The following is a 17,993-nucleotide window of genomic DNA, read 5'->3' on the forward strand; positions in this document are numbered from 1 at the left end:
CCTATTTTCCGATGCAGAAGCGCGAAAACACCCGATCAAGCACCGCTTCGGTGAGTTCTTCCCCGGTGATCTCCCCCAGCGCGCGGATTGCTTCGCGAAGGTCGATGGTCCAGAAGTCCCAGGGCAGCTGCTGGGCCGCCACCTCCTGGCTGCGGGCCAGGGCCTCGGCCGCCCGGGCCGCCAGATCGCGTTGGCGTTGGTTCAGCGCCACCAACATGCCGTCGGTCCCTGCGGCCCCACAACGCTCCAGCAGGGCCTGGACCAGGTCGGCCTCCCCCGTGCCCTCCAACGCCGACAGCTGAACATCCACCGGCTGGGGGAAGGTCCCCGCAGGGAGATCGGCCTTGTTGGCCACCAGGATCCTGGGGATCTGCGCGGGGATGCGCGCCAGCAAGGCGGCGTCTTCAGCGGTCCAGCCCGCATGGCCGTCGAGCACCAACAGCACCACATCCGCCGTGGCCAGCGCCTCCTCGCTGCGGGCAATCCCCAGCCGCTCCACCGCATCGTCGGTGCTGCGGATGCCGGCGGTGTCGAGCAGGGTGATCGGCACCCCCTCCAACACGATCTCGCTCTCCAGCAGATCTCTGGTGGTGCCTGGCAGATCGGTCACGATCGCCCGCTCACGGCGGCTGAGCCGATTGAGCAGGGAACTCTTGCCCACGTTGGGGCGACCCACCAGGGCCACCCGCAGGCCCTGGCGCAGGGCATCGCCCCGCTCGCCATCGCGCACCAACTGCTGCAGCTCCAGTCGCACGGCTTGCAGCTGCAGCAGCAGGGCCTCGCCATCGAGGGGCGGCAGGTCCTCCTCGAAATCCACCCGAGCCTCAAGTTCGGTGAGCTGATCGAGCAGCCGTTCCCGCAGCGCTGTGATCTGGGCCTGAATGCCTCCATCGAGGCCCGCCATGGCCAACTCGGCCGCCCGGCGGCTGCGGGCCGCCACCAGCTCACTCACCGCCTCGGCGCGGGTGAGATCGAGCCGACCGTTGAGCACGGCCCGTTGGCTGAACTCGCCCGGCTGGGCCCGGCGCACCCCCGGCTGCCGCAGCACCTGTTCGAGCACCCGCTGCACAGCGATCACCCCGCCATGGCAGTGGATCTCCACCACGTCTTCACCGGTGAAGCTGCGGGGCCCGCGCATCAGCAGCAGCAGCACCTCATCGAGACGCCGGCCTTCGCCATCCATCACATGGCCGTACACCACCCGGTGCGATCCCCACTCCTGTCGGCCCGGGCAGTGCACCACGCTGCGCCCCGTCGCTTCCGCAGCCGGCCCGGAGAGACGAATCACGGCGATGCCGCCCTGCCCTGGGGCCACGGCAGTGGCCACGGCCGCAATCGTGTCGGTGCTGGGCACAGCAGTCGCCGCTGGTGATCCATACCTAGGATCCGGCCGATTTCTGCTGGGTTCATGCGCCGGTTGCTGCGCCTCAGTCGCATCCGGATGCGCCGCGGGGTCCTCTGGTTGTGGAGACAGGACGGAACTCCAGGCCAGCGGGCCCGCGGCCTGGCCGCTGGCGTGTTCTGCGGCTGCTACCCCTTCTTCGGGCTGCAGATCTTCCTCAGTGTGGGTGTGGCCAGCGTGGTGCGTGGCAACCACCTGCTCGCCGCCGCAGGAACCCTGGTGAGCAATCCCCTCACCTATCTGCCCCTCTACTGGTTCAACTACCTGGTGGGCTGTCGGCTGCTGGGCCCAGGCCAAGGCGAGATCAACCTGTCGGAGCTCAATCGCAGCAGCCTTTGGGCCCAGGGGTGGGAGTTCAGCCAGCGCATCCTGCTCGGCTCCACCGTTGTGGGGATGGTGCTGGCCATGGCCAGCGGCTGGATGGCCTACCGCCTGTTTCTGCGGCGTGAAGCCCGTGCCGTGATGATCCGAGGCAATTAGCTCGTGCCCACCCGGGCAATCCCGATCACATCCGCCATCGAGCGGATCTGGTCCATGGTGCGGCTGAGCTGATCGGAACCCTCCAGCTCAACCCGTAGATCAATGCGGGCCGGCTTGCCAGCGGCGGTGGTGACCCGAGCGTCACTGACGTTGATGGCACCATCGGAGAGACGCAGCAGGATGTCTTTGAGGATGCCGACGCGATCGATCACCTCAATTCGCAGCTGCACCGGGAAACGCTGTTTCTCTTGTTCGGCGTGGGCGGTGTTCCAGCGCACGGGAAGCCGCCGTTCCCGCGGAATCGTCTCCACGTTGGAGCAGTCCTGTCGGTGAATGGTGATGCCATGGTTGCCGAGGGCCACCGTGCCCACGATCAACTCGCCCGGCAACGGACTGCAGCAGCCACCAAGGCGGTAGTCCAAGCCCTCCAGCCCCAGGATCGCCCCTTCGCCTCCGGAACGGTCCGTCGCCACATCCCGCGATGGCACCAACGCCGCGGCCACCTCTTCGTTGCTGGGTGGAGCCTGCTGCTGCTCCGCCAGCAGACGCATCTCCTCGCGCAAACGGTTGAGCGCCTGCTGCAGCGTGACATCTCCGAACCCCAGTGAAGCCAGCAGGTCTTCGGTGGTGGGCACATTGCAGCGCTGGGCCACCCGCTGCATCGCCTCACTGTTCAGCAGGGCATCGAAGCCATCACGCCCCAGCTCCCGCTCCAGCAGATCCTTGCCCCGTTCAATCGTTTCGTCGCGGTGGCTGCGCTTGTACCACTGGCGGATGCGATTGCGGGCCGTCGGCGTGGCGACGAAGTTGAGCCAATCGAGGCTGGGATGGGCCGTTTTGCTGGTGAGCACCTGAACGAAGTCACCGTTCTCCAGCGGCGTTGCCAGCGGACACAGCCGATCGTTGATGCGAACTCCATGGCAGTGATTGCCCACCTCGGAGTGGATGCGATAGGCGAAATCAACGGCGGTTGCGCCCTTGCGCAAACCGAGCACATCACCCTTCGGGGTGAATACAAACACCTCTTCGTCGAAGAGATCTTCCTTGATCGAAGAGAGGTAGTCGTTGTGATCGTCGTTGCCGCCTTCCTGCTGCCAATCCACCAGCTGCCGCAGCCAGTTGAACCGCTCCGCATCACTGCTGCTGCTGGCCGGTGAGCCGCCTTCCTTGTATTTCCAGTGGGCCGCAATCCCGAATTCGGCCACATGGTGCATCTCAAGCGTGCGGATCTGCACTTCGATCGGGCGATGGCGACCGATCACCGCCGTGTGCAGTGATTGGTAGCCGTTGGGCTTCGGCAAGCCGATGTAGTCCTTGAAGCGGCCGGGGATCGGGCGGAAGGTGTCGTGAACCACCGCGAGGGCGCGGTAGCAGCTCTCGACATTGGGGGTGAGGATCCGCAACGCCGCCACGTCGTAGATCTCGTAGAACTCCTTCTGCTGGCGCTGCATCTTGCTCCAGATGCCAAAAAGATGTTTGGGACGACCACTCACCTCGCAGTGGTCTAGGCCGGCCCGTTCCAGCCGCTCATTCAGCAGCCCCACCGTGACGCCGAGCCGCTGCTCCCGCTCACTGCGCTTGGTGGCCACCTCCTCCTGAATCTCCCGGAACGCCTCGGGTTCCAGCAATTTGAAGGCCAGATCCTCCAGCTCCCACTTGAAGCGCCCGATGCCGAGGCGGTTGGCCAGGGGGGCATAGATCTCGCGGGTTTCGCGGGCGATCCGCTGGCGTTTCTCCTCCTTCAACGCACCCAGGGTGCGCATGTTGTGCAACCGGTCGGCCAGCTTCACCAACACCACACGGATGTCGCTGGCCATCGCCAGGAACATCCGGCGCAGGTTCTCTGCCTGAGCTTCCGTGCGGTCGTTGAAGTGGATACCGCCGAGCTTGGTGACCCCCTCCACCAGCTCACGCACCTCGGAGCCGAAGTGCAGTTCGATCTGATCGGGGGTGACGTCGGTGTCTTCAACCACGTCGTGGAGGAAGCCCGCGGCGATCACAGGAGCGCTGGCGCCGATATCCCGCAACAGATCAGCCACCGCCACCGGATGGACGATGTAAGGGTCTCCACTGGCCCTGAACTGGCCCTCGTGGAGCTGGAAGCCAAAATCAAAGGCCGACACCAGCAACGCCTCGGCATCGGTGGGGCAGCTCTGGCCAATGCCGGGCGGCACATTGGCGATGCACTCCTTCAACCACTCAGGCAGAGCGATGCCGTAGTCGTCCGGATGACGGATCGGATGGCGCCTGACTTCGGGCAACGCGCAGCCCACCGTGGCCGAACCCGTGCTGGTTCGGGGCTCTTTGGGTGTGGAGGCAGCGTTGAGCATCCGACCCATCGGGTCAATCCATGGTATTCAGTGCAGGACCCCCTGTCGCTCCAACAGCACTGTTCATGGGCCGGCCTGTTCTGGAACTCGAACAGCTGCGGTTGCGCTACCCCGGCAGCGAGTCGTGGACGCTGGATGGACTCAATCTGAGCCTTGAACCTGGGGAGACCCTCACCTTGGTGGGATCTTCAGGCTGTGGCAAAAGCACCGTGGCGCGGGCTGTGATGCAGCTGCTACCGCAGGGAACGGTCTGTGAAGGACGGCTGGCCTTGACCGGCCAGGATCCACGCCAACTCAGGCGACCGCAGTTGCGGCAGTTGCGGGGCAATGCCGTGGGTCTGGTGTTTCAGGACCCGATGACGCGGATGAATCCGCTGATGAGTGTGGGCGGCCATCTGATCGACACCCTCAGGGCCCACCGACCTCAAACCAGTGCCGCGGCCCACCGGGAACGGGCCCGGGAGCTGCTGGAGCGAGTGGGCATTGGGGCCAACCGCTTTCGCGCCTACCCCCATGAGCTCAGCGGTGGCATGCGACAGCGCCTGGCCATTGCCCTAGCGATTGCCCTGGAACCACCGCTGCTGATCGCCGATGAACCCACCACCAGCCTGGATGTGGCGGTGGCAGGGCAGGTGATGGCCGAGCTCAGCGGCCTCTGCCAGGAACTGGGCAGTGCCCTGCTGCTGATCAGCCACGACCTGGCCATGGCCGCTCGCTGGTGCGACCGCATGGCCATGCTCGATGGCGGACGCAAAGTGGAGGACGGCCCCAGCCACCAGCTGCTCACCCGGCCGCAGTCGCCGGTGGGGCAACGGCTGGTGGCCTCCGCCCAGGCCCGGGAAGGGGGGTGTTCACCGGAACGTCCCAATAACAGCAACGTGCTGCGGGTGGAGGAGATGCGCTGCTGGCATGCCGTGGGTGGCGCGCCTTGGGCACCCCTCTGGCTGAAGGCGGTGGATGGGGTGAGTTTCGAACTAAGGGCCGGGGAAAGCCTGGGGGTGGTGGGGGCCTCCGGCTGCGGCAAAAGCACCCTCTGCCGGGCCCTGATGGGGCTCAATTCCATCCGCGGCGGACGGGTCGACCTGCTCGGGCAGGACCTGCTGAGCCTGCGCGGAGAAGCACTTCGAACGGCCCGCCGAGCTCTCCAGATGGTGTTTCAGGACCCCCTGGCCTGCCTGAATCCGGCCCTGCAGGTGGCGGATGCCATCGCCGATCCGTTGCTGATCCATGGCCTCTGCTCCAAGGCCGCAGCCCGGGAGGAAGCCCGGCGGCTGCTGGAGCGGGTCGGCCTCAGCCCGGCCGAGCAGTTTCAAGATCGCCTCCCGAAGCAGCTTTCCGGCGGCCAGCAGCAGCGGGTGGCCATCGCCCGTGCCCTGGCCTTGAAACCCAAGGTGCTGATCTGCGATGAGAGCGTCAGCATGCTCGATGCAGAAGTGCAGGCGGATGTGCTGGCACTGCTGCGGGAGCTGCAGCAGGAGTTGGGGCTCGCAATCGTGTTCATCACCCACGACCTCTCGGTGGCCAGTGGTTTCTGTCACCGGGTGATGGTGCTGGACAAAGGGAAAGTGGTTGAAGAGGGCCCCGGAGACCGGATTTTCAGCGCGCCTCAGGCTCCGATCAGCCGAACCCTCGTGGAGGCCTGTCCGAGGTTGCCCCGTTAAGCCCTCAGCCCGACGCAGCGCGACGCCTCAACACCCCCAGCAACTTCTCCATTACCGGAGGGAGAGGTGCTTCGAACAGCATCCGCTCTCGGGTGATCGGATGGTCCAGCCCCAGCTGCACGGCATGCAGGGCCTGTCCAGGCAGCTCGATCGGCAATTTGCGGCAGCGGCTGTAGGTGGGGTCCCCCACCACGGGGTGGTTCATGTGGGCGCAGTGAACCCGGATCTGATGGGTCCGTCCGGTGTCGAGCTTGAAGCGCAACAGGGAGTAGTCGCCAAGACGCTCCACCAGGGTCCAGTGGGTGCAGGCATACCGACCGTTTTCGCTGCTCACCACGGCGTACTTCTTGCGATCCGCCGGATGACGGCCAATGGCGCCGACGATCGTGCCGGAATCACCGCCGGGCACGCCATGGACGACGGCGAAGTATTCGCGGGACGCGATCCGTTTCTGGATCTGAACCTGCAGCCGCACCAGGGCCTCCTGGCTCTTGGCAATCACGATGCAGCCGGTGGTGTCCTTATCGAGGCGGTGCACGATCCCCGGCCGCAGCTTGCCGCTGATGCCGGGAAGGTCCGGGCAGTGATGCAGCAGGCCGTTCACCAAAGTGCCGTCCTTGTTGCCCGGCGCCGGATGCACCGTCAGTCCGGCAGGCTTGTTGAGCACGATCAGATGGTCGTCCTCAAACAACACATCCAGATCCATCGGCTCCGGCTTGAGGTAGGGCAGCGGTTCCGGTGGCGGCATCCACAGCTGCACCTCATCGCCCTGGCGCAGGGGTGTTTTGGCCTTGCCAGTCTTGCCGTTGACGCGCACATAGCCCGCGTCGATGAACTTCTGAATCCGGGCGCGGCTCTGCTCGGTGCGCTGGCTCACCAGCCAACGGTCCAGCCGCATCGGCAACGGCTTGGGGTAGGCCAACGTCAGCAACTCTCCCTCCCCTTCGCCAAAGCGATCCGTGAAGGTCTCCTCCGGCAGGGGAGGACGTTTCCACTGCGGGCTCATGCCGGCAGCTCCAGGGCGATGCTGCCGAGGGCGGATTTGCGGAAATCATCCAGCAGCCGCTGGGCCATGCGCGCTGTCTCACCGGAGGTGTGGCGGGCTGCTGCGGCATCCAGCCAAAAGGCGGGGTCCGCCGTTTCACCGCTCAGGGGAATGCCGTAACGCTCCTGCAGCAGCGGAATCGTCACACCAGCTGCGGCCTGGGATTCCACATCCAGCAGCAACTGCAGGAAGGCCTGGGCCACCAGCTCACCGTCGTAGGCGGCCTGGCCGATGTCGTCGCAAAGGGCCAGCCGCAGGGCCGCCTGCTGGTCATCGAGCCGAGGGGGCAGCACGCCAGGGGCATCGAGCAGATCCAGGTCTTGTCCCAGACGAACCCAACGCAGGGTTCGCGTCACCCCGGCTCGCCGGGCACTGGCCACTACCTTCTGCCGCACCAGACGATTGATCAACGCCGACTTGCCGACGTTGGGAAAACCCAGGGTGAGCGCCCGCACCGGCCTGGGCCGCATGCCCCGGTTGCGGCGGCGTTCGTTGAGCTGGTCGCCAGCACGGATCGCGGCCTGCTGCACCTGCTTCACACCCGTTCCAGCCTTGGCATCACACCAAACCGTCCGCTGCCCCTGGGCCTTGAACCAGGCCTCCCAGGCCTCCTTGGCGGCAGCGGTGACCATGTCGCGCCGGTTGATCACCAACAGATGCTGTTTGCCCTTCAACCAGCGATTGAGATGGGGATGCCCCGTGGCAAGAGGGATGCGGGCATCACGCACCTCGATCACCAGATCAACCTTGTCGAGATGGCGTTTGAGCTGCTGCTCCGCCTTGGCGATGTGGCCGGGGTACCACTGGATCGTTGGGGTGCTCACGAACGCAAACGCACAGAACAGACAGCCAGCCGGAACAGATTCACTTTGAACGCGCTGGCGCCATTGCCATTCACACGGGTTAATCTCACCCCGTTTTCTTACCGCACGACACAACCCTATGGCGAAGCGTTCCCTGGCCAGCCTCAACGCCGGCGACCTGAGCGGCAAACGCGTTCTCGTGCGGGTTGACTTCAACGTGCCCCTGAACGACGCCGGTGCCATCACCGACGACACCCGCATCCGCGCTGCCCTGCCCACGATCAACGACCTGATCGGCAAGGGCGCCAAGGTGATCCTTTCGGCTCACTTCGGCCGTCCAAAGGGCCAGGTGAATGACGCCATGCGTCTCACCCCCGTGGCGGCTCGCCTGAGCGAACTGCTGGGCAAGCCTGTCGCCAAGACCGACAGCTGCATCGGCCCCGACGCGGAAGCAAAGGTGGGCGCCATGGCCAACGGCGATGTAGTGCTGCTGGAGAACGTGCGTTTCTTCGCTGAAGAGGAGAAGAACGAAGCCGGTTTTGCTGAGAAACTCGCAGGCCTGGCTGAGGTGTACGTGAACGACGCCTTCGGCGCCGCCCACCGTGCCCATGCCTCCACTGAGGGCGTGACCAAGTTCCTCAAGCCCTCCGTCGCCGGCTTCCTGATGGAGAAGGAACTTCAGTACCTGCAGGGTGCCGTGGATGAGCCCAAGCGCCCCCTGGCTGCCATCGTCGGCGGCTCCAAGGTGAGCTCCAAAATCGGCGTGCTCGACACCCTGATCGACAAGTGCGACAAGGTGCTGATCGGCGGCGGCATGATCTTCACCTTCTACAAGGCCCGCGGCCTCTCGGTGGGCAAGAGCCTGGTGGAAGAGGACAAGCTGGAACTGGCCAAGGAGCTGGAAGCCAAGGCCAAGGCCAAGGGCGTGCAACTGCTGCTGCCCACCGACGTGGTGCTGGCCGACAACTTCGCCCCCGATGCCAACAGCCAGACCGCTGACATCAACGCCATCCCCGATGGCTGGATGGGCCTCGATATCGGCCCCGACTCGATCAAGGTGTTCCAGGACGCCCTGGCCGACTGTCAGACCGTGATCTGGAACGGCCCCATGGGCGTGTTCGAGTTCGACAAGTTCGCCGCTGGCACCAACGCCATCGCCACCACCCTGGCCGACCTGAGCGGCAAAGGCTGTTGCACGATCATCGGCGGCGGCGACTCCGTGGCAGCAGTCGAGAAGGCTGGCCTGGCCGAGAAGATGTCCCACATCTCCACCGGCGGTGGCGCCAGCCTCGAACTGCTGGAAGGCAAGGTTCTGCCTGGTGTGGCTGCCCTAGACGCAGCCTGATCAGCGGTTCAGGCCTCGAGCCTGCGGCCGTTGGCAACGGGTTTACCGGCGCGAGCCGGAAGCCCCAGCTGATTCCGCACCTTGTTCATGTATGCCCGGTAGTCCCGTTTAAGGGACTTCCGGGCTCTTTTCTTGTCCTTGCGGCACGCCTTGAACTCATCCAGGGATGAGGCCGCATCAACGCAGATCTGATGGCTCTGCAGCAGATCAAGTCGACGCTGGTAGTTGTCTTTGAACCAGGTCTTGCGGGCCTGGAACAGCACTTCGGCCTGCGCGGGAGACTCGTCACGACCGGCCGCATCCGATGGAGCGATCGTGATCACCGGGGCCGCCAACAGGGCAGCGAAAGCGAGGGAAGCCGTGGAGATGCGCATCGTTCAGACCATCGGGATGGATCCATTCTGGAGTGATCCGTCAATCAGGATCTGATTGCTTCGCCGTGAGTCATGACCAGATGTGACCTGAGCCTGGGCTTCGTGGGGTTGGGGGCTCTCGGCTTGCCCATGGCGATCAACCTGCACCGCGCAGGGTTTCCACTACGCGTGCACACCCGCAGCCGCAGCGCTGAAACCAGCCCGGAGCTCGAGGGTGCGATTCGGTGTTCCAGCCCAGCCGACACCAGCACTGGCGTGGATGTGCTGCTGCTCTGCGTCAGCGACGATGCAGCCGTTGAAGAGGTGTTGTTCGGCCCCAACGGTGCCGCATCACAACTGAGCGCCGGCAGTGTGGTGCTGGATTGCTCCACCATTGCTCCCGCCACAGCCGAACGCTATGGGGAACGCCTGGCCGACCAGAACGTCCATTACCTGGATGCCCCGGTCACCGGCGGAACGGAAGGCGCCAAACGCGGCAGCCTCACGGTGCTGGTGGGCGGAGCCAGCGAGCCACTGGAACGTGTTCGGGCCATCCTTGAGGTGATTGGCGGATCGATCCACCACTTCGGAGGCGTGGGACGAGGCCAGCAGGTGAAGGCAGTGAATCAGGTGCTGGTGGCCGGCAGTTATGCCGCCGTGGCTGAGGCGGTGGCCCTGGGCCAGCAGCTCGATCTGCCGATGCCACAGGTGATCGATGCCCTCAAAACCGGCGCCGCCGGGTCCTGGGCCCTCGAACATCGCAGCACCGCGATGCTGAACGGCAGCTACCCCCTTGGCTTCCGGCTCAGCCTGCATCGCAAGGATCTCGGCATTGCCCTTGATGCAGCCAAGGCCGTCCAACTGGATCTGCCCGTCACCACGCTGGTGGAACAGCTGGAACTCGATCTGATCAACCATGGCCATGGTGACGAGGACGTGTCCGCCCTGCACCGCTGGAACCAAACGAGGCAGGAGAGCTAGTTGCTGCTGACAACCCGCACCCGCTTGGTGGCCGTCACCACCCCATCGGGATGCACCAACATCACGGCCCAGGACTGCGAACCGGGTTGCTGCGGTGCCTGAACGCTCTTGAACAAGCCACCACCACCCTGGGGCGCCAGCGGCAGGGTGGGGCGCATCTGAGCCAACAGCTGCTCATCGGTGAGGTTGATCAACCCGCCGGCCACCAGGGCCTGGCCCAGCGGCTCTTCAACAATCAAGTCGACGTCGTAGCGACTGCCGGTGAGCACCACATCGGGGATGGCGACCTTGACGGCCAAGGGGCGTTCACCGCTGCGCAGCAACGACTGCTGGGCCAACAGTTCCTGTTCCACCAGCTGACCATTGTCCAAGCGAATCGCGATCTCTTCGCTGGCCTCCAGGGCATAGGTCAGCCCCTCAGATTCAGCGACACCCCGCACCCGCAGGGTCAAGGTCGGGCGGCCATCCGGAGTGGGCGCTGCGGGTTTCACTTGCCAGGTGACCTCGGGGAAATCCTGCTGGAATCGCGCAAGGCGCTGGGCCAGAACCGGCTGCAGGTCAACGCTGGCCAGCGTGTCGAGCGCTGAAGCACTGCCGCTGTTCAAAGCTGTTTGCAGTCGATCGCTGAAACGTTCCACGGCACTGCCCTGGCGAACGGGCTGCGCGACGGAATGAGCCGGCGACAACAGCATCGCCATGGCCGAGACGAGCGTGACTCCCAGGAAACGACGCACGGGCCGGAACGCGACAACCCAATTAAGTTAGGCCTGGTGAGCGGTGACGGCCGACGCAATGACCCGGCTTCTGATCGCCGCCAGCGGCACAGGCGGCCATCTCTTCCCCGCTCTGGCCGTTGCTGAAGCCGTTGAAGAGCGGTGGCTTGTGCGCTGGGTTGGCGTGCCCGATCGCCTCGAAACACAACTGGTGCCTGAACGCTTTGGTTTGGTGTGTGTGAACGCCGGTGGGCTACAGGGCCGCGGGCTCAAAAAGTTGCTGCAACTGCTGCGGCTGCTGCTCGCCAGCGTCAGCGTGCGGCGAATGATTCGCCGGGACGCGATCGACGCGGTATTCACCACGGGCGGTTACATCGCCGCACCAGCGATTCTGGCGGCGCGCTGGTGCGGCATTCCCGTGGTGCTGCATGAATCCAATGCCATCCCGGGGCGGGTCACCCGATTGCTGGGTCGCTTCTGCAGCGCCGTGGCCATCGGCCTCCCCGCGGCCGCCAAGCGCATTCCAGGCAGCCAGCCAGTGCTGACGGGAACGCCGGTGCGTTCAAGCTTTCTGGACCCGCAACCCCTGCCGAGCTGGGTCCCCCATGGCGCCGGGCCGCTCTTGGTGGTGATGGGCGGCAGTCAGGGCGCTGTTGGCCTCAACCGGATGGTGCGTGCAGCGGAGCCAGCCCTGTTGGAGCAGGGCTGCCGCGTGGTGCACCTCACCGGCGACAACGACCCCGACATCGAGCAGCTGCAGCACCCACAACTGGTGGAACGCCGCTTCAGCGATGAAATCCCAGGGTTGCTGCAACATGCCGACCTGGCCATCAGCCGCGCCGGGGCCGGCAGCCTCAGCGAACTGGCGGTTTGCGGTACCCCAGCCGTGCTGGTGCCATTCCCGCAGGCAGCAGACAAGCACCAGGAGGCCAATGCCGCCTGCGCCGCATCCCTTGGTGCAGCGGTGATCGTGCATCAACACGAGCCGGATCAGCCCACATTGCTGAACACCGTTCAACGGCTCCTGAGCGTGAGGTTGGGACAATCCGATTCAGCAGCGGATCCTCTCGCCCAGATGCGTGAAGGCATGCAGGCCCTGGCAGAACGGGATGCCGAACGGCAACTGGCTGCCTTGCTTCAGACGCTGGTGGAGTGAATCAAGCCAAAGGACTGCGCTGCAACTCCATACGCAACGCCCTGACGATGCGGCGGTTGTTGCGGCGCGACTGCAACCCGATCCGCAGCCAGGTCTCACCCAAGCCCTCAAAGGAGCGGCAATCACGCAGAAGAATGCGATGCCGTTGCTCCATTGCTTCCCGCAGCGGCACCAGAGAGCGGTTGGATCGAATCAGCAGGTAATTCACCGCCGACGGCATGGGGGTGATGCCCGGCAGAGCCGCCAGCTGTTGCTGCATCCAGGCTCCTTCTGTGGCCACCCAACGCTGCACTCGCTTGCACCAACGGTGGTAACGCCGCGGCGATGCCAACAACCGTTCGCCAACAGCCAGAGCGATGCCGTTCACGGGCCAAGGATCCCGCCACTTCACCCAACGCTGCAACCGCTGGGGCTGCGCAACGGCATAGCCCAATCGCAACCCGGCGATGCCATAGAGCTTGGTGAGGCTACGAATCACCACCAGGTTCGAATGCTCTTCAACCAAAGGAAGCAACGACTGCTGCTCGCCATTGGGCACCAAGGGCAGAAACGCTTCATCACAGATCACCAGCGCATACCGCTCAAGCAACGGCTCCAAGGAGGCACGACTCCAAAGATGACCGGTGGGGTTGTGGGGATTGCAGATCCACAGCACTGATCCCGTTCCCGGTTCGGGCAACGGTTGCGGAAACGCCCCATCCCAAACCAAAGGCAGTTGTTGCTGATGAGAGGTGGCTTGCCAGCAGCGCAGGGCGCGTCCGTAATCAGCAAAACCCGGCGCTGGCAGCACACTCGTGCCTTGCTCGGCGGCATCACGGGCCGCCCAGGTGAACAGTTCAGCAGCGCCGTTGCCCGGCAACACGAAGGAAGGTTCAACACCATGCAGCACACCGATGCGCTTACGGAGCAGCGCCTGACTGCGGTCGGGGTAGTCGCGCCAGGCACTTAGGCCAATTGGCTGCCAACGGGGAGACCAAGGCACCAGAGAGGCACTGGCATCGAGCAGCTGAGACAGCCGGCAGTTCAACCTTGCGGCGGCTGCTTGGAGATTGCCGCCATGGCGCAGGTCGACGCCCATACCGACTCCCGATACAACGCAGAGACATCACCAGCGTGGCCCACTGCCGATGCCATCCCGAGTGCTGCTGTTCACCACACCTCTGGTGGCCCGGGCAGACGATCTAATCGATTTGCTGCAGCAACGAAATTGCCCGGACTGACGCTTAGCAGATGTGGATCTGGTCCACGCGGACCTGCGGGATTCCGACTTACAGCGAGCCAAATTGCAACGGGCCAACCTCGGACAAGCGCGCCTTGATGGAGCAGCGATCAACTCACCAACGGCTTCCCGTTGCAGCGGCACACCATCACGGCACACGCCATCGGGCCAGGCCACAACGCGTTGCTGCCAACGGCCAGCCTGATTCCAACAACACGCCAAGCTCGAGTTATCTACCGCAATCAACACCGGCTTGACGTCAACCAGGCGTCGCCAAGCCAAGCTCAAAGCTGTGAGTTGAGGCAGCTCACCAAGAGCAGGCAGTGGCACACAACGCTTCCCACTGACTTCATGCTATCGACGATGACTCGCTTGAATCACTCCCTCTCAGAGACATTTAAGGGGGCAACATCGAGCAAGTGAGGTGGCTTTCAAGCAACAGGTTCAGTCCTGCCAGGGCAAGCCAGTTCCTGAAGCCTCAGCGATGTTGCGCAGGCCATGGCGGTCCAACTGCAGCAACAGACCATCCAGGATCCGCGGCACCAGATCCGGCCCCTGAAAGATCCAGCCGGTGTAGAGCTGCACCAGAGAAGCCCCTGCGGTGATGCGCTCCCAGGCGACTTGCGGAGAATCAATCCCGCCCACACCGATCAACGGCAGCGCTGGGCCAGCACTGGCCCGCAAGCGGCGGATCACCTCCTGGGCCCGCTGACGCAGGGGAGCACCGCTGAGGCCACCGGCTTCCTCCGCCAGAGTGCGTCCGGTCTGCGGCAGCCGCCGTTGCTCCAGGCCCAGCCGATTGAGACTGGTGTTGACAGCGATCACACCGGCCAGCCCCTCTTCGAAGGCCAAGCGGGCCACCGCATCAATCGATTCATCGTCCAAATCCGGCGCGATCTTCACCAGCAGAGGCGGGCAAGCCGGCAGCCGCCGCAAGCGCTCCACCAGACGCCGCAACTGGGCTGTGTCCTGCAGATCCCGCAATCCAGGGGTGTTGGGAGAACTGACGTTGATCACCGCATAGTCCGCCAAGGGCGACAACAACTCCAGGGACGCCGCGTAGTCGTCCGGTGCCTGCTCCAGGGCCGTGATCTTGGATTTGCCAACGTTGATCCCAAGCACCGCTGGCCGCCGGCCGGGCGGGTCCAGGCGTTGACGCTCCAGCGTTTTCAACAGTGCCTTGGCGCCGTCGTTGTTGAATCCCATCCGGTTCAACGCGGCCTGCTCCTCCGCCAAACGGAACAGACGTGGTTTGGGGTTGCCCGGCTGGCCATGCCAGGTGACCGTGCCCACTTCAGCGAAGCCAAAGCCGAAGCGATCCCAGATGCCAGCCGCCACTCCGTTCTTGTCGAATCCTGCTGCCAAACCCACCGGGTTGGGGAAGCGGCAGCCAAACAACACCTGCTCCAGGCGTAGATCACGCCGTTGCAGATCCGCCGCAACGCCATCCAGCACCGTGGACACCCCGGGCCAGCGCCGCCGCAGGCTGGCCTGACCCAAAGCCGTGAGGGCAGTGCGCGACAGCTGTTCCGCATCCAGGCCGTCGTCCCGTGCCAGGACCGGGCCAAGCCAACGCTGATAGAAGGCACCGCTGCTGAGCGGTCCAGCCGAAGAGGACGGCGACATGCGCTGGCTCAGGACTGTTCTGATCCTGCCTCGCGACGCTGCAGGGTCCAGCGCCCCTCCGCCTGGGGCTCAACGATCCAATCCCTCCAAATCCAGCTCTCAGCCTTGGTTTCCAGCTGTTTGAGCGGCTTTTCCACCAATTGCGCCAGCTCCAGCAGCGACAGGCTGTAACCACCCTGTGCCAAGCGATCGGCCAGCTCCAAGCGCGACAACAGCTGCAGCAGAGGCTTGGGGGCCACCTCAGATGGAGCATCTGGTGCGGCCTTGGAGGAGGGCAGCTCCGAGGATCCCTGCTTCAGAGCCAAGGGCGGCTGAGCGTTATGAGAGAACGCCACAGCGATGCGATCCACCCGTTCGTTGTCGGGGTCACCGCTGTGGCCTTTGACGTAGCTGAGGGGGACGTCATCCAGACGAGCGGCATCCAGGGCCTTCCAGAGGTCCTGGTTGAGCACGGGCTTACCAGCAGCCGTTTTCCAACCTTTGCGCTTCCAGCCTTTGATCCAGGAGCCCAGGCCATCAATCAGATATTTGCTGTCGGTGCGCAGGGTGAGATCCGGATGACGGGGCAGCTGCTCCAGCCGTTGCAGCACTTCCAAGGCCGCCTGCAGTTCCATGCGGTTGTTGGTGGTGTCGGGCGCATGGCCACCGAATTCCTCAACGCTGCCATCTTCGAAACGCAACAACGCTCCCCAACCCCCCGGACCTGGATTGCCGCTGCAGGCACCATCCGTCGCTGCAGCCACGACCCGTCCCCGTCCTTCCGCCATTGATCGTTCCCAACACTGTTCGGTACAACACGGTTTCTGGCGTCACCGTGGATGAGCCGAACCTACCTGCGGGCTGCCGGACTGACTGCCGTGGGGCTCCTGGCCACAGGCTTGTCGCAGGAGAGCACAGCACGGGCCTTGTTTGACAGCGCTGCTGTGCCAGAGAAGCACTTTGCTGTGCTGGCACAGCCCATCGGCAGGGCCCAGTGGAAACTGCTGGTGCTGGAACAAGTCAAGGCCCAACCGCGCTGCTGGAGGGCACGCCAGGACGGACTGGTGGAGCCCAGCCTGAATCGCTTCAACTTCAGCGGCATCTGCAAGCGCTACCTGGACAGCAATGGCTACTCGCTGCGCAGCGGCGGGCAAGACCTTGGAACCCGATTCCGCTTCCGGCTCAAGCGATCCGGCACATCGCTGAAGCTTGAGGCGCTTGACCCACAGCAACGAGCACCACTGCTGGTCGGTCAGGCCAAGATCTCCAAACGCGATCCAAATGGGTTCGTGGCTCTGCAGCTGGAACCGGGCTGGGCTTTGGAACGCCGGGTTTACCAGGGACGCCCATTGAACCACCTGTATTTCGCCCACCAGGAACCGGTGAACCGACTGCTCGCGCTGGCCAGCAGACGCGGCCACCGCTCAGGCTTCAGCCGACTGGGAGCCCCGATGGCGCCGATCACACCACCGCCGTTGCCCGCTGCAACAGCATCACGCCGACGAACCGCACGCCTCGCCAGCACTGCTCCGATCCGGCTGCAGGTGATTCCTTTCCGCCGCTGAGAACAAACCGTCACAGTGCCAGTTGGGAGAGCGAACAGACAGGGGCTGACAATGGAATCTTCGCTCTTAGGTTGATCTAGTGTGAGGAGTGCTGAACGCCTCTTCAGGGTCGAAACAAGGACAGACTCCTGAACGTGTTCCTCTCGACAAAAGCTCCGCCTTTGGCGGAGCTTTTTTGTTGGCCAGAGAAAATCACAAAAAAACCGACCCTCGAAAGGGCCGGTGAGTAAACGAGAACAGGGGGGAGAGGGACAAGCCCTCTCCCAAGGCGATCACTTGAGGGTGACCTTGCCGCCTGCTTCTTCGATGGCCTTCTTGGCAGCCTCGGCGTCTTCCTTGGAGACACCTTCCTTGACGGCCTTGGGAGCAGCCTCGACCAGAGCCTTGGCGTCGCCCAGACCCAGACCGGTGGCCTCACGGACGGCCTTCAGGACCTTGATCTTGGCGGAGGCGTCGAAGCCTTCGAGGATCACGTCGAATTCGGTCTTCTCTTCAGCGGCATCGCCACCACCACCAGCAGCGCCGGGGGCAGCCATCACAACACCAGCAGATGCTGCGGCGGACACACCGAAGGCCTCTTCGATCTGCTTGACCAGCTCGGAAGCTTCAAGCAGGGAGAGGGATTTCAGCGATTCGAGAATTTCGTCGGTTTTTGCAGACATGGTTTTGAAAGGGGAAGCAACAGATCAATGAACAGTGGTCTCGGCAGGGCCGAATCAGCCTTCGCCGCCTTCGGCGTGCTGCTTGAGTGCCCTGGCCATACCAGAGGGAACCTCGTTGATGCCCACAGCGACCTTCGTGGCCACGGCGTTGATGGCACCGGCGATCTGAGCCATGAGCTGCTCCTTGGAGGGGAGATCAGCAATGGCTTTGATCTCGTCCTGAGACAGGAGCTTGCCTTCGAAAAGGCCGCCCTTGGTCTCGGACTTCTTGAGTTCCTTCTGGAAGGTCTGAACGGCCTTCACACCGGCACCAACATCGCCCTTCACCAGGACGAAGGCGTTGGTTCCGGTCAGCAGGGAATCGAGGCTGGCCCAGTTGCTGTCACCATCAATGGCACGGCGCATCAAGGTGTTTTTGGTCACCTTGCAAACGCTGTCGCTGGCCCGCAGACGATCCCGCAGGTCAGACATTTCCTTGATGGACAGGCCCTTGAAATCAAGGACAAGTGCCAGTTCGGCGTCGGCGAGGAGCTCTTTGAGCTCTCCGACGATCTGCTGCTTGTTCTCCAGCGTGCGGCCCATAGGGATTGGATCGGATCAAAGGAACAAGCTGGGCACACGGCCGATCGAGTCTTCGAAAGGAAGACGAGGCCGCGTGCCGATCCAATCCCGA

Annotated in this window: 18 protein-coding genes; 7 read left to right on the forward strand and 11 right to left on the reverse strand. The window is 64.1% G+C overall.

The window, feature by feature from the left end:
- Position 1: 1 nt before the first annotated feature.
- On the reverse strand, positions 2-1,354 hold the full coding sequence (mnmE, locus tag SynA1562_RS11935) for a tRNA uridine-5-carboxymethylaminomethyl(34) synthesis GTPase MnmE (RefSeq protein ID WP_186494023.1): 1,353 nt from the start codon (positions 1,352-1,354) through the stop codon (positions 2-4).
- Between the two features lie 54 nt (positions 1,355-1,408).
- On the opposite strand from mnmE, the gene SynA1562_RS11940 reads away from it, so the two are divergent.
- Positions 1,409-1,882, forward strand: coding sequence for a DUF2062 domain-containing protein (locus SynA1562_RS11940; RefSeq protein ID WP_186494024.1), 474 nt, complete (start codon positions 1,409-1,411; stop codon positions 1,880-1,882).
- Here the strand turns inward: SynA1562_RS11940 and SynA1562_RS11945 are convergent.
- Positions 1,879-4,212, reverse strand: a complete 2,334-nt coding sequence (locus SynA1562_RS11945; RefSeq protein ID WP_186495434.1) for a bifunctional (p)ppGpp synthetase/guanosine-3',5'-bis(diphosphate) 3'-pyrophosphohydrolase — start codon at positions 4,210-4,212, stop codon at positions 1,879-1,881. The genes SynA1562_RS11940 and SynA1562_RS11945 overlap by 4 nt on opposite strands.
- 20 nt (positions 4,213-4,232) lie before the next feature.
- On the opposite strand from SynA1562_RS11945, the gene SynA1562_RS11950 reads away from it, so the two are divergent.
- Positions 4,233-5,873, forward strand: a complete 1,641-nt coding sequence (locus SynA1562_RS11950; protein ID WP_186494025.1) for an ABC transporter ATP-binding protein — start codon at positions 4,233-4,235, stop codon at positions 5,871-5,873.
- 4 nt (positions 5,874-5,877) lie between these two features.
- On the opposite strand, the gene SynA1562_RS11955 is transcribed toward SynA1562_RS11950, so the two are convergent.
- The gene (locus SynA1562_RS11955; RefSeq protein WP_186494026.1) at positions 5,878-6,879 is read right to left on the reverse strand and encodes an RluA family pseudouridine synthase; all 1,002 of its coding nucleotides are present in this window, start codon (positions 6,877-6,879) and stop codon (positions 5,878-5,880) included.
- The gene (gene ylqF, locus SynA1562_RS11960; RefSeq protein ID WP_186494027.1) at positions 6,876-7,742 is read right to left on the reverse strand and encodes a ribosome biogenesis GTPase YlqF; all 867 of its coding nucleotides are present in this window, start codon (positions 7,740-7,742) and stop codon (positions 6,876-6,878) included. Before ylqF ends, SynA1562_RS11955 begins: the two co-directional genes overlap by 4 nt.
- 118 nt (positions 7,743-7,860) lie before the next feature.
- Between ylqF and pgk the strand changes: the two genes are divergently transcribed.
- A complete protein-coding gene (pgk, locus tag SynA1562_RS11965; protein ID WP_186494028.1) occupies positions 7,861-9,066 on the forward strand; it encodes a phosphoglycerate kinase in 1,206 nt (401 codons plus the stop codon).
- 8 nt (positions 9,067-9,074) lie between these two features.
- On the opposite strand, the gene SynA1562_RS11970 is transcribed toward pgk, so the two are convergent.
- Entirely contained in the window at positions 9,075-9,440 is a 366-nt protein-coding gene (locus tag SynA1562_RS11970) for a hypothetical protein (RefSeq protein ID WP_186494029.1), read from the reverse strand.
- A gap of 72 nt (positions 9,441-9,512) precedes the next feature.
- On the opposite strand from SynA1562_RS11970, the gene SynA1562_RS11975 reads away from it, so the two are divergent.
- Complete coding sequence (locus SynA1562_RS11975) at positions 9,513-10,400, forward strand: NAD(P)-dependent oxidoreductase (RefSeq protein WP_186494030.1); 888 nt, start codon at positions 9,513-9,515, stop codon at positions 10,398-10,400.
- On the opposite strand, the gene SynA1562_RS11980 is transcribed toward SynA1562_RS11975, so the two are convergent.
- Complete coding sequence (locus SynA1562_RS11980) at positions 10,397-11,134, reverse strand: hypothetical protein (protein WP_255445667.1); 738 nt, start codon at positions 11,132-11,134, stop codon at positions 10,397-10,399. The genes SynA1562_RS11975 and SynA1562_RS11980 overlap by 4 nt on opposite strands.
- 58 nt (positions 11,135-11,192) lie before the next feature.
- Here SynA1562_RS11980 and murG point away from each other — a divergent pair, with 58 nt between their 5' ends.
- Positions 11,193-12,269 carry an undecaprenyldiphospho-muramoylpentapeptide beta-N-acetylglucosaminyltransferase gene (murG, locus tag SynA1562_RS11985; protein WP_186495436.1) on the forward strand — a complete coding sequence of 359 codons (1,077 nt, stop codon included), beginning with the start codon at positions 11,193-11,195 and terminating at the stop codon, positions 12,267-12,269.
- Position 12,270: 1 nt separating this feature from the next.
- Here the strand turns inward: murG and SynA1562_RS11990 are convergent, their stop codons facing one another.
- A complete protein-coding gene (locus SynA1562_RS11990; RefSeq protein ID WP_186494031.1) occupies positions 12,271-13,347 on the reverse strand; it encodes a threonine-phosphate decarboxylase in 1,077 nt (358 codons plus the stop codon).
- A gap of 154 nt (positions 13,348-13,501) precedes the next feature.
- On the opposite strand from SynA1562_RS11990, the gene SynA1562_RS13170 reads away from it, so the two are divergent.
- Entirely contained in the window at positions 13,502-13,693 is a 192-nt protein-coding gene (locus tag SynA1562_RS13170; protein WP_370593213.1) for a pentapeptide repeat-containing protein, read from the forward strand.
- Positions 13,694-13,932: 239 nt separating this feature from the next.
- On the opposite strand, the gene SynA1562_RS12000 is transcribed toward SynA1562_RS13170, so the two are convergent.
- Complete coding sequence (locus SynA1562_RS12000) at positions 13,933-15,114, reverse strand: quinone-dependent dihydroorotate dehydrogenase (protein ID WP_186494032.1); 1,182 nt, start codon at positions 15,112-15,114, stop codon at positions 13,933-13,935.
- An 8-nt stretch (positions 15,115-15,122) separates the two neighbouring features.
- Positions 15,123-15,881, reverse strand: a complete 759-nt coding sequence (gene rnhA / locus SynA1562_RS12005) for a ribonuclease HI (protein WP_186494033.1) — start codon at positions 15,879-15,881, stop codon at positions 15,123-15,125.
- 51 nt (positions 15,882-15,932) lie between these two features.
- Between rnhA and SynA1562_RS12010 the strand changes: the two genes are divergently transcribed.
- On the forward strand, positions 15,933-16,658 hold the full coding sequence (locus SynA1562_RS12010; RefSeq protein ID WP_186494034.1) for a DUF3747 domain-containing protein: 726 nt from the start codon (positions 15,933-15,935) through the stop codon (positions 16,656-16,658).
- 272 nt (positions 16,659-16,930) lie between these two features.
- On the opposite strand, the gene rplL is transcribed toward SynA1562_RS12010, so the two are convergent.
- Positions 16,931-17,320, reverse strand: coding sequence for a 50S ribosomal protein L7/L12 (gene rplL, locus SynA1562_RS12015; protein ID WP_114987674.1), 390 nt, complete (start codon positions 17,318-17,320; stop codon positions 16,931-16,933).
- Between the two features lie 54 nt (positions 17,321-17,374).
- Positions 17,375-17,902, reverse strand: coding sequence for a 50S ribosomal protein L10 (gene rplJ / locus SynA1562_RS12020; RefSeq protein WP_006851480.1), 528 nt, complete (start codon positions 17,900-17,902; stop codon positions 17,375-17,377).
- Between the last annotated feature and the right edge of the window lie 91 nt (positions 17,903-17,993).

This window comes from Synechococcus sp. A15-62, assembly GCF_014280075.1.
In the GTDB taxonomy this organism is placed as follows: domain Bacteria; phylum Cyanobacteriota; class Cyanobacteriia; order PCC-6307; family Cyanobiaceae; genus Parasynechococcus.

Coding starts and splice junctions, on each gene's coding strand:
- pgk (WP_186494028.1), top strand. CDS start 7,861: ATGGCGAAGCGTTCCCTGGCCAGCCTCAACGCCGGCGACCTGAGCGGC.
- SynA1562_RS11940 (WP_186494024.1), top strand. CDS start 1,409: ATGCGCCGGTTGCTGCGCCTCAGTCGCATCCGGATGCGCCGCGGGGTC.
- rplJ (WP_006851480.1), bottom strand. CDS start 17,902: ATGGGCCGCACGCTGGAGAACAAGCAGCAGATCGTCGGAGAGCTCAAA.
- SynA1562_RS11945 (WP_186495434.1), bottom strand. CDS start 4,212: ATGCTCAACGCTGCCTCCACACCCAAAGAGCCCCGAACCAGCACGGGT.
- SynA1562_RS12000 (WP_186494032.1), bottom strand. CDS start 15,114: ATGTCGCCGTCCTCTTCGGCTGGACCGCTCAGCAGCGGTGCCTTCTAT.
- SynA1562_RS12010 (WP_186494034.1), top strand. CDS start 15,933: ATGAGCCGAACCTACCTGCGGGCTGCCGGACTGACTGCCGTGGGGCTC.
- SynA1562_RS11955 (WP_186494026.1), bottom strand. CDS start 6,879: ATGAGCCCGCAGTGGAAACGTCCTCCCCTGCCGGAGGAGACCTTCACG.
- SynA1562_RS11950 (WP_186494025.1), top strand. CDS start 4,233: ATGGTATTCAGTGCAGGACCCCCTGTCGCTCCAACAGCACTGTTCATG.
- murG (WP_186495436.1), top strand. CDS start 11,193: ATGACCCGGCTTCTGATCGCCGCCAGCGGCACAGGCGGCCATCTCTTC.
- SynA1562_RS11970 (WP_186494029.1), bottom strand. CDS start 9,440: ATGCGCATCTCCACGGCTTCCCTCGCTTTCGCTGCCCTGTTGGCGGCC.
- SynA1562_RS11975 (WP_186494030.1), top strand. CDS start 9,513: ATGACCAGATGTGACCTGAGCCTGGGCTTCGTGGGGTTGGGGGCTCTC.
- rnhA (WP_186494033.1), bottom strand. CDS start 15,881: ATGGCGGAAGGACGGGGACGGGTCGTGGCTGCAGCGACGGATGGTGCC.
- SynA1562_RS11990 (WP_186494031.1), bottom strand. CDS start 13,347: ATGGGCGTCGACCTGCGCCATGGCGGCAATCTCCAAGCAGCCGCCGCA.
- rplL (WP_114987674.1), bottom strand. CDS start 17,320: ATGTCTGCAAAAACCGACGAAATTCTCGAATCGCTGAAATCCCTCTCC.